Here is a 10,230-nt window from a genome sequence, read left to right as displayed (position 1 = left end):
TTAAGGAAAGGAAGGAAAAATGATGAAAAAGTTTACTGTGGCTCTGTTTGCTTTTATGATATTAGGAGCGTTTGGCGCGTGCAAAAATGAGCCGGATACTATCAATGTGATAGTGCCGCCGCCTGCACCTGTGCCGGCTCCCCCGAGTATACCCCCTATAAGCCGGTGGAATTGCAGAGAGCCGGGATAGGGGGAGATCATGCGACAACGACCAAGCTGTGGTTTAAATTGAAGGAGGGTAATTTTGGCGGTTCTAAACCGCAGGACGTCGTTTATACGACTTCTCGCGGTGAAATAAAAGAAATTTCTATTTCTCCTACGGTAACTTCTGCTGGTGTTGAACTAGGATCATCCAGCGGCAATTATTATGTTTATTCTGCCGAAATCCACACGAAAATAACCGAAAACGGTTTGGTTTCTTTTGATTTAAGCAGCGAACCCGGAAGTGGCATACCCTATGAATATCATGCTCACGTAATAGTACCGGTTTACTACGCGGAATCGGTACAGGTAGAGGTTGAAGCGAAAAACGGCGATGCCAACAGAGGAACAACAGAGCTTACTGTAAAGCTGGTAGACAAAGCTAATGCCAAGCTTTCTGCCATTTATGTTAACGGCGAAAAAACACCGGTATCATCTGACGGCGTTGCTTCTATTACCAATAGAACGACGGACAATAATCCTAGGTAGTGTGGACTGGATAGGGGAAAAGAGGTAAAATAGGAGCATGAAAAGAAATGAAGGCATTCACCGGCACGATATAAGCGACGAAGCGTGGGAACGGATAAAAGAACTGCTGCCCGGACAGGCAGGGAAACGCGGGGGAGCGGCGAAAGATAACCGCCTGTTTATCAACGCGGCAGCGTGGCAGACGCGCACAGGCGCTCCGTGGAGGGACATACCGCCAGAATTCGGAAACTGGAACAGCATACACAAGCGGTTTTGCCGCTGGCGGGACAAGGGAATATGGAAAACGCTGGCGGACGCCGCAATAGGCGAGCCTGCCGGGGATATCTTTATGATAGATTCGACGTATATCAAGGCACACGCGGACGCATGCGGGGCGTGCGGCGGCACTCAGGACATTAGCCGCACAAAAGGGGGCTGAACAGCAAATTGCACTTGGTAGTCGACGAGTACGGAATGCCGGCAAGCGGCATTGTGACAAGCGGTACTGTCGCGGACTGTAGCCAGGCGCCTCTCCTTATGGAGGGTTTGGAGGCGGAAGCGTTCCTTGCGGACAAAGCGTATGACACGAACGAACTGCTCGATATGCTTAAGGAAGCGGATATAACAGCAGTCATCCCTCCGGTTAAAAGCCGGAAAGAGCAAAGAGCGTACAGTCATGAACTGTATCGGGCGCGGCACGTCATTGAAAACGTCTTCCGCGCCCTCAAGCGCTGGCGGGGAATTGCCACGCGCTACGCAAAGCTCACCGCTTCCTTCATCGCCGCCATTCATGTCAGGTGTTTATTCCTCTATCTTCCAGTCCACACTACCTAGGGCGGGACAGAGACACTGTTCTAGGCGGACGAGAGCCTCTCGCGTGAGCGGGGAGGCGGAAAGAAGCGGGACGCGCCTATATGCCGTTCGCCATTCTTTCCTTATATGCCGCGAGTGTGCGGTAAGCGAAGCGGCGCACACTCGGTAAGCACGCCGAAGGCGTGCGACAGTCTCCTCAAGAAACTCTGTCGTTCGGCGGTAGCCGAACGCGCTTGCGGCAGTCCCCTCAAAAACCCGGTCGTTCGGCTGCCGCCGAGCGCCTTATCTCCCCGCGGGGTATACGCATATCTTTACCTGCTTCCCGTTGGATTCCGAGACCGCCTTCAGGCGGAAGCGCCCCAGTTCGCGCTCGAACCACTTGGGGACGTGGTCGCAGACGATTTCGAGGCGGCTGAAGGCGGTTTCGCTGAAGAAGGGCAGCAGCACTTCGCGGGAACTGACGCCGGTACTGTGCGCCATAACCTCGCGGAGGTCTGCCGCGTAATGCCCCGCCTTGCCCGGAATGGGGACGATATAGGCAGGAGCGGCGGCGTCTTTCCCGCGCGGCTCCGTTTCCGGCTCGCCGACCTGCCGCTCATAGAAGGCTTCAATGCGGCTGACGAACTGCGGGGGAGCGCCCTCGGCTGCCCACAGCGCGACGCCGCAGCCTTCAAAGGCGACGCGGTAATAGCCCGGCGAGCGTTTTGCCGCGAGGACTTTGCAGTCCCCCAGCCAGCGGGCGGCTTCCGCGATATAGGAGCGCAGCGCCCGCACCGACGTGTGCGCGGCGGAAGCAAAGCCGCGCTCCCGTGCCGCAGCCCACGAATCGCCCTGCCGCTCATAGACACAGATAGTCCCCGCTTCGGTAAACGGCGCGGCTTTCCCCGCCGCGTCGAGCAATGCCGCTATTTTCAACCTTTGCCCTCCCCGCTTGTCCCTACGCCGAGTTTATTCAAAGCACTCGGTCGTTTGGCTGCCGCCGAACGCGCTACTCGCAGCCGGAACAGCCGCCGCTTCCCGCGCTGCCGCACCTGCCGCCGCAGCCGAGTCCCGCGCCCGGGTCTATGTCCGGCAGCAGCAGGAACTTGCACTCCCGCAGGTCAAACGACGACGCGCTTTTGCCGTCGCTGACGGAGACGGCGTCCCCCTCGAAGGAAAAGACGAGCGGGTTCTTCACCAGCACGTCGTCGGAAAGCCCCAGCCGCGTGAGCGAAGAGAGCCGCACCCTTCCCTGACGGGGACTGTTGACGACGAGGTCGCCGGAGGAAGCGAAGCCGGCGAGCTTCCCGCCGCGGTCGAACGAGACGGAATTGCGGTCCGCCTCCACCCCCACGGCGTTCACGTCGTAGGCGAGCGCCTGCCCGATAGGGGTGTCGAGCTCGATAGGGACCGCCGGCTCAAAAGAGTGCAGCGCGCCGTCTTCGTACAGACGGATACCTATCCGCGCGGGAAACGTCCCCGCCGGCGTGTTCAGGCTGACGGTTTCCCCGGGCCAGAAGATGACGCTCTTCACGGCGCCGCTCTCGTAGAACCGCACGCCGTTCACTTTCACGCGGAACTGCCCGAAGGGAAAGCTGAAGTCGCGGTACGGCGCAAGCTGCCCTTCCTCTTCCTCCGACCAGCCGAATCCGAGCTGCCCGTTCAACGGGAATACGCTGTCCAGCGAGCCGTTTTCATAAAAGACGAGCAGTTCTGCGGGCAGCGCGCCGAGGGGCGTGCGCACTTCGGTCTGCCGGTCGAGGCAGACGCTCCGCGCCTTGCCGCTCCGGTAGAACGACAGCGACTTCAGTTCTTTCTGCCGGGCGTCCGGCGCCGAATATTGCGGGACGACCTCGCCGCACGGCGTCGAGATAACGTTCTCCTCCCTGAGCCGGCATTCGTGCATCTCGCCGGTCGGGTACGCGGCGCTGCTGGCGATTCCCCGCAGCGCCGCCGGCAGCGTGCCGTCGTTCCGCAGGACGCGGCTGCCGGTCAGGAGGCTCACCCTTCGCCTCCCGCGCCTGCGCCGTCCCGCTTCTTCATGCCGGGCTGGAACAGGTTCTCCGGCTCCGTGCGGTTTTCCTTCGCGGTAATCTCGTCGGGCTTGACGCGGAACACCGCCACCGGATTCCCGTCGAGAGACGAACGGTACTTTTCCACAAACGAAGCGGCAATACGGCTGTTGCTGAAGAACCCCGGCATGAATTTCTCCACCAGTTGCTGCAGCGCGGCGGCGGCTTCTTCCGAGTCGCGCACCCGTTCCGCCCGCCCGAACACCATTGCGCTCAGATACGCGGTGTCCGCGTGCCACGGGACGTCGTCCTTCACCGTGCCGTATTCCTCGTATACGGTGAAGCAGACCCGCGGCGATTCGTCCAGCAGCGTTACCCGCTTGCCGGAACCCGCGCCGTGGAAATAGACGCAGCCGCCGCGCCAGATATAGTTCAGCGGCACGGCGTAGGGGTAGTCCCCGGCGTTCAAGCCGAGGACGCCGACCCTGCTCCCGCTCAAAAGACGCTCGATTCGCTCTTTGTCCGCGCAGACTCGCGCCTTATACCTGATTTCCATTCCCGTGCCTCCTGTTCCGTGCCCATTCTACCATACGTTGAGCACCCATTCTTTGCACTTCTTATATTCCATATCGGTAAAAAGCGCGTTTGCCATAGATTCGGCAAGGGCGGTGGCACCGCCGTATCCCACGACCGGATACCGGTACGCGCCCGCGCGGTCATAGACGGGAAACCCGACCCTGACCATAGGCACCCCGTAATCAATGGAGACAAAGCGCCCTTTGGAGTGCCCCAGAATGAGGTCCAGTTCTAGCCCTTTGTTCTTGAGCCGGTCCTCCAGAACCCACAGGTCTGCGTTGGTAACTATCTCCATATCGAACCACGCGTGCTCCTTGAGTTCAAGCACCCGCGGGTCGGTGGCGTAGCCGACGTTGTCGTCGCCGAGGAGCAGCAGCACGGGCAGCATTTCCAAATCCATGCAGAACTGCGCCAACCCGATAGCAAGGTCGGGGTTGGCATAGATAGCCACCCGCTTATCTGCGAGAAACATGTGAGTCAAATCGCTTATGGCGTCGAGGGCGATTCCCCGGTCCCGCACCAGCGATTCGGGGATAGGCTTCCCTGTCATGTCGCTCAGACGCTTGAGCAGCGTGTCGGTATTGCGGACTCCGATAGGTGAAGGTCCGATGACCGCGGGAACGCCGAACTCCCGCTCAAGGAATGCCGCCGCCTGTCCACCCTCGAAGCGGTTAAGGGCGACGGTGCCTTTCGCATTGGCGGTGTCCCGCAGAACCTCTACGGTGGTATCCCCGTGGGCGACCGTGTTGCCCGAAGGCATAAGCGGAGCGTCGAAGTTCTCAATTTCAAAAAGCACGTTCGCCTCGATATCCATTTCCGTCAGGATATGCTTCAGTTCCGTTACGTCGCCGGGGTTCGCCCAGCCGGTAATAAAGTTTATCTTGTCGCTTGGCTCCCCTTTCCGGGCGAAGTAGCTGACGAACTCCCGCAGCGCCACGTCGTAGCCGCTTATCATGCTGCCGACGAAACTGGGTGTATGTATGGGGATAAGGTACACCTCGCGCCCCGGGTATTTCTCCTTCAAAAGCCCGTTGTTCAGCTTCAGCACGGCACCGTCTATGTCGTCTCCGATGACTTCGGTAGAGCAGGTGGAGATTATGGGCACGACCTTCACGTCGGGGTAGCGCATTAAAAGCACGTCCACCGCTTCCTCCACCCGGTTCAGCGCGCCGAATACCGCTCCGTCCTCGTGCACGGAGGACGAGGCGATTTCGAAGCTCTCCTTAAAATGCTGGGAGAAGACCAGTCGCACAAACATGACGCAGCCCTGCCCACCGTGCACGATGCCAATACAGTTCTTAATCCCGATGCTGGCGTACTGTGCGCCGCAGGGCTGACAGGTAAATATGGGGTTGATTACCCCGACGCGCTCCTTTTCCTTTATCTCGCAAGCCATACAATACTCCTCATAAAAACATTCGGTGCGCCGCACACGCGGCGGCATCCGGCAAGCCGCCAGACGGCTTGTTCCGGGTTTTGCTGGGCAACCCCGGCGGGGAGGGGCAGGCACTCCTGCCCCTCCCGATTACGGGCACGCCTTTGTGTCCCGTGCGAAACTGTCCTCTGCAAAGAAGAACATTCGTGCAGCGCGGCAGGGAATGTTCCTGCGTCAAACCCTGCGTCGCTTTTTAATAATGGACGTCCGTCAGCTCAAGATTGAGGGAGCCGGTTATGGTAAGAAAATCCATTCGGTCTTTGACGCCCTGCATGAGGACGCCTTTGTCCTCACCGCTCAGTCCCGCAAGCCACCCGAAGCGGCTTTTGAACGCATCCGCAAGACAGACCGCGTCCGCCCAATAGCACCGCTCTTCCGCCGTCGCCGGATTCACCGATTCACCGCGCACGAGGCGGGAAGTCATGCCCAGAATGTTGTTGTTCTGCCGCTCCCGGTCCCAAGCGCGGGAGTGAAACTGCCAGAGGCAGTTCTTCATGATATAGTCCACCAGCGCGTCCACCTGTTCCTTCATCGGGTAGTCCTTCGGGTATTCTTTCCGCGGCTTTGCTCCCAGCACTTCTGCTGTTTCCGCCGCAACCGCTGTGTCTGCCATGTTGCCCTCCTATACCGCTTCCGCAAGCCGTTCCGCCCGCGGAAACTGGGGATATGTCTTGTCCCGCAGGGGGCTGACGCAGTCGTATTTCCCCGAATAGGGACGAAGCTCTGCCGAGTTCCGAATCTCTTCGCTGAGTCCGGCGTCTGAAAGCATTCGGTTCGTCACGAAGCCTTGATCGGTCGGTATCTCGTCCTTGCTAATGTCCCGCAGCGCAAGCTGGTGAATCGGCGAATAGACGGCGTTGTAAATATCCCGCGCAAAGCGCACCCAGCCTTCAAACCCTTTCCACGGGCCGTTGTGGTAGGCGTGGGCGTTGAGGTACGGCACCCGAATCTTCTTTGCAACCTCGCCGGGTCGCTTGCCGGTAAAGATGACGTCCGGCTTGAGCGTTTCCATAGCTTCCAGCCCTTCAAGCTCGTTGGGGTCGTCTATTGCCAGCGCCCCCTCCTCGCAGCGGGATATGCCTTTTTCCATATCCCCCTGATGACCGAACTTGGTGTACACCGACACCACTTCCACCGCCATATCCGCGTGAATGGCGTGCGCCCAGTGCCACAATTTGGAGCCGCCGGGCCACAAGCAAACCTTCTTGCCTTCCAGTCGCGCCTTGTACCAGTTCAGTTCCGGTCCCCATTTGGCGGTTTCTTCTTTGATTATGACTTCCGCCCGGTCTCCAATGCCGAAAAACAGCCCTATCTTGCGGAGCGAATCCGAGAGCGCCTGGTGCCCGAAACCGTCTATATCCAGACGGGGAATGCCGTAGCGTACCCTCAGCTCATTGCAGATATACTCGGCGGAGCGGGCGCATTCCAGCACGTTCAAGTGCGCCCGGTGCATGGCGCGAAGCCCGTCGTAGGAGCCGTTGCCGGTAAATGTGGAGAGTATCTGAATGCCCATGCGCTTGAAGTAATCCTGCATGATTTCTTGGTCCCCCTGAATATTGTACTCGCCCACATAGTTAATGACGTAGTCGGAGGTGATTTCCGGCTCGACCTTTCCCACTTTCTGGTTCACCCACGCAATGTTGATTTTGTGGTGCCCGCCGGACTGGCTTGGTCCGCCGAAGCCCGGCGAGTTGCACACGAATATATCCACGTCGGGCATCTCGTCCATGATTTCGTCGGCGAGCGCCTGTATGTCGTCTCCGATAAGGGCGGAAGCGCAGGTCTGGTATATGGTCATCCGCTTGATATGCGGGAAGGCTTTGAACGCCTCCATGATGTTCGAGCGCAGCACTTGCTCCGCGCCAAAGATTATGTTCTTTTCCTTCATGTCCGTGGCAAAGGTATATTTAAGCTGAAAGTTGTCGTTGTCGCTGATATACCGCTTGGTCTGCCACGTATCGTAGGTGCAGCCGACGGGACCGTGGCTGAGGTGAATCACGTCCTTCATCGGGGTGCCGATTACGTGCTTCGCGCCGCAATACGCGCAGCCCCGCTCGGATATGCTGCCGGGAATCGTGTTGAGGTATCCCAGCGGGAGCGCCATGCTCAGGTCTTCCCCCGGTCCCTTGATGACTGCGTGCTTTCCCCGTTCGGGGATGCATTCGCTGCATTTGAATAAATGATACGGCATGTACTCCTCTCTTTGCCCCGCTATATCAGGGCACTGTCTCCGGTTTCTTTGGTGCGAATCCGCAGAGCGTCGTCCACGGGGCACATAAAGATTTTGCCGTCCCCAATCTGACCGGTCTGGTTCGTCTGAATGAGGGTTTTTACTACCTCGTCCGCTTCGGAATCCCTGACCACCATAGCCAGATACCGCTTGGGCACGTACTTCATCCCGCGGTGCGCCGCTTCGTCCAGAACGTGCGGGCGGTACGCGATATCCACTTCTTCGGCGATTCCCCGCTGTTTGCCCCGCCCGTAAGCGGCATAAGCGGTTATGCTGTCGACACCCATATTTCCCAGCGCGATTTTTGTCTTGCTTATCATTTTCGGGCGGATAATGGCGATTATCTCTTTCACCGCGTGCTCCTTCCGGTCATCATAGTGTCTCCGAGCCGGTGCGGACGGTGAATGCCCGCTCGACGGGAGAGATGAACACCTTTCCGTCGCCCATATTGCCCGTATACGACTTGTACTGAATGACTTTCATTACTTTTTCCACGTCCGCGTCTTCGACGACGAGCATAAGCTGTATCTTGGGAAGCTCGTCGTAATGAATGTTCCCGACGGTTATGCCCTTCTGCTTGCCCCGCCCGAAGGCGTTAATTTTGGTTATCGAGGGAAAGCCTGCTTCGGAAAGGCTGTCCGCAACCGAGTCCGCCGTTTCGGGGCGGAGGATAGCTCTAATCATTTTCATTTTTACACTCCTCTGAAAACCTGCGGCATACGGCGGACGCGCAAATAGCGCGCCGAATGCCGCAGGCATAAAATCGGAAAGAGAACGGAGTCTGCCGCGCCTCCGCTCTGCCGACTAGTCGGGAATCCCGTACTTGACCACCATTTTTTCCAGCTCGTCCATAGAAAGCGGCTTGGGAATGACAAAGTTCTTATTCTCCATGATTTTTCGCGCCAGCTCGCCGTATTCTTTTGCCTGATTTTCAGCGGCATCGAATTCGACTACCGTCTTCTTGTTGAACTCCGCTTTCTGCACCACGTTGTCCCGCGGCACGAAGTGTATCATCGTGGTGCCGATTGCCGCGGTAAACTCGTCGAGGAATTCCCGTTCCCTGTCCACCTTCCGACTGTTGCACACGATTCCTCCCAGCCGCACTCCGCTCTGCTTGGCATACTTGAGCAGTCCTTTGCAGATATTGTTCGCGGCATAGACTGCCATCATCTCGCCGGACGCGACGATATAGACCTCCTGCGCCTTTCCGTCGCGGATAGGCATGGCAAAACCGCCGCATACCACGTCGCCGAGCACGTCGAAGAACACGAAATCCAGTTCCGGTGTATACGCGCCGTTGTTTTCCATAAGGTCTATGGCGGTGATGACCCCCCGTCCGGCACAGCCGACGCCCGGTTCCGGTCCGCCGGATTCCACGCAGCGGATATTCATGAATCCCGTTTTAATGACCTTCTCGTTGGTAACCTTTTCGGCGCCTTCCTGCCGCAGGACGTCCATAAGCGTCTCCTGCGGCTTCCCTCCCAGGATAAGCCTCGTGGAATCCGCCTTGGGGTCGCAGCCGTGAATGAACACCTTCTGGTTGTAGAAGTGTGCCATGGCAGCAGCGGTATTCTGCTGCGTGGTGGACTTGCCGATTCCGCCCTTGCCGTAAAATGCAATTTTTCTCATGTTCGCCTCCGTATATAACAGTATATGGCATGATGAACAGATACGAAATAACTGTATGTTCTTTTTGTATCTGTTTCGTTTGCTATCATACTGAAATAAAATAAATTTGTCAAGATAAATAACTGTTTATACAAAATATATTTTAACGGAATAAATAAAACACCATAAAACAAAACAGTGTAAAACAAACAATCACTGTATTGTCTGAAATAAATCTCTGTATTACACAATAAAACAATACATACTGAAAGACGGAAAAAGGGAAATAGCGGAGAATAGCGGCGTTTTGCAGTACGCACAATTAAAGGTATATAACCGGAAGACAGAGAGGCGAAATTGAAGGGCGGCTCGCGCGCCATAAACGGGCTGAAGCCTATGCGCCGAACTCAAACGCTGGCACATATCATATTATGGAAGACAAACGCGCTTATAACTTATCAGCTTTGACGCAGGCGAACGGCGGGCAACAAAAAAGCGGGGCTTCTCCCCCGCTCGCCGCCCGCCTCTGTGCAGAGTTTGCCGCGCGCGTGCGGCGGCAAAGTCGACCGTTACCCGTGCGGAGCGCGAGGAACGCCTTATCCGTACTAGGTAGTGTGGACTGGATAAAGGAAAAGAGGTAAAATAGAAGCATGAAAAGAAATGAAGGCATTCACCGGCACGATATAAGCGACGAGGCGTGGGAACGGATAAAAGAACTGCTGCCCGGACAGGCAGGGAAGCACGGGGGAGTGGCGAAAGACAACCGCTTGTTTATTAACGCGGTAGCGTGGCAGACGCGCACGGGCGCTCCGTGGAGGGATATACCGCCAGAATTCGGAAACTGGAACAGCATACACAAGCGGTTTTGCCGCTGGCGGGACAAGGGAATATGGAGAATACTGGCGGAC

The 10,230-nt window shown here is 57.3% G+C and carries 12 protein-coding genes; 3 read left to right on the top strand and 9 right to left on the bottom strand.

The window, feature by feature from the left end; genetic code table 11:
* Positions 1 to 171 precede the first annotated feature (171 nt).
* Both AWU74_RS02595 and AWU74_RS10015 read left to right on the top strand, forming a co-directional pair.
* The gene (locus AWU74_RS02595) at positions 172 to 690 is read left to right on the top strand and encodes a hypothetical protein (protein ID WP_062327265.1); all 519 of its coding nucleotides are present in this window, start codon (positions 172 to 174) and stop codon (positions 688 to 690) included.
* Positions 691 to 727: 37 nt separating this feature from the next.
* Positions 728 to 1,503, top strand: a protein-coding gene (locus AWU74_RS10015) for an IS5 family transposase (RefSeq protein WP_162504700.1) whose coding sequence is annotated in 2 segments (ribosomal slippage) — positions 728 to 1,106 and positions 1,106 to 1,503 — 777 coding nt in all. Because the reading frame shifts where the segments join, the coding sequence is not laid out codon by codon here.
* Between the two features lie 261 nt (positions 1,504 to 1,764).
* Here the strand turns inward: AWU74_RS10015 and AWU74_RS02580 are convergent.
* The 9 genes from AWU74_RS02580 to nifH all read right to left on the bottom strand — a co-directional run bounded on the left by AWU74_RS02580 (position 1,765) and on the right by nifH (position 9,343).
* Positions 1,765 to 2,397, bottom strand: coding sequence for a Fe-only nitrogenase accessory AnfO family protein (locus AWU74_RS02580; protein WP_062327263.1), 633 nt, complete (start codon positions 2,395 to 2,397; stop codon positions 1,765 to 1,767).
* Between the two features lie 73 nt (positions 2,398 to 2,470).
* Entirely contained in the window at positions 2,471 to 3,466 is a 996-nt protein-coding gene (locus AWU74_RS02575; RefSeq protein ID WP_062327260.1) for a hypothetical protein, read from the bottom strand.
* Entirely contained in the window at positions 3,463 to 4,029 is a 567-nt protein-coding gene (locus tag AWU74_RS02570) for a pyridoxamine 5'-phosphate oxidase family protein (RefSeq protein WP_062327258.1), read from the bottom strand. The genes AWU74_RS02575 and AWU74_RS02570 overlap by 4 nt, the downstream gene beginning before the upstream one ends.
* A gap of 27 nt (positions 4,030 to 4,056) precedes the next feature.
* Positions 4,057 to 5,445: a Fe-only nitrogenase subunit beta gene (gene anfK / locus AWU74_RS02565; RefSeq protein WP_062327255.1), complete on the bottom strand. Its 1,389-nt coding sequence runs from the start codon at positions 5,443 to 5,445 to the stop codon at positions 4,057 to 4,059.
* A 232-nt stretch (positions 5,446 to 5,677) separates the two neighbouring features.
* Positions 5,678 to 6,097 (bottom strand): Fe-only nitrogenase subunit delta, encoded by a 420-nt coding sequence (gene anfG, locus AWU74_RS02560; RefSeq protein WP_238580135.1) that lies wholly within the window; start codon positions 6,095 to 6,097, stop codon positions 5,678 to 5,680.
* Positions 6,098 to 6,106: 9 nt separating this feature from the next.
* Positions 6,107 to 7,675, bottom strand: a complete 1,569-nt coding sequence (anfD, locus tag AWU74_RS02555; protein ID WP_062327252.1) for a nitrogenase iron-iron protein, alpha chain — start codon at positions 7,673 to 7,675, stop codon at positions 6,107 to 6,109.
* A gap of 20 nt (positions 7,676 to 7,695) precedes the next feature.
* Positions 7,696 to 8,067 (bottom strand): P-II family nitrogen regulator, encoded by a 372-nt coding sequence (locus AWU74_RS02550; RefSeq protein ID WP_062327249.1) that lies wholly within the window; start codon positions 8,065 to 8,067, stop codon positions 7,696 to 7,698.
* A 19-nt stretch (positions 8,068 to 8,086) separates the two neighbouring features.
* On the bottom strand, positions 8,087 to 8,404 hold the full coding sequence (locus AWU74_RS02545) for a P-II family nitrogen regulator (RefSeq protein ID WP_062327269.1): 318 nt from the start codon (positions 8,402 to 8,404) through the stop codon (positions 8,087 to 8,089).
* Between the two features lie 114 nt (positions 8,405 to 8,518).
* Complete coding sequence (gene nifH, locus AWU74_RS02540; RefSeq protein ID WP_062327246.1) at positions 8,519 to 9,343, bottom strand: nitrogenase iron protein; 825 nt, start codon at positions 9,341 to 9,343, stop codon at positions 8,519 to 8,521.
* A 629-nt stretch (positions 9,344 to 9,972) separates the two neighbouring features.
* Between nifH and AWU74_RS02535 the strand changes: the two genes are divergently transcribed.
* Positions 9,973 to 10,230: transposase (locus AWU74_RS02535; RefSeq protein ID WP_162504698.1), on the top strand; the 258-nt coding region annotated here is incomplete at its 3' end.

The organism is Treponema endosymbiont of Eucomonympha sp. (assembly GCF_001028545.1).
The sequence above is the reverse complement of the archived record's forward strand: the minus strand, read 5'-3'. Positions and strand labels throughout refer to the sequence as shown.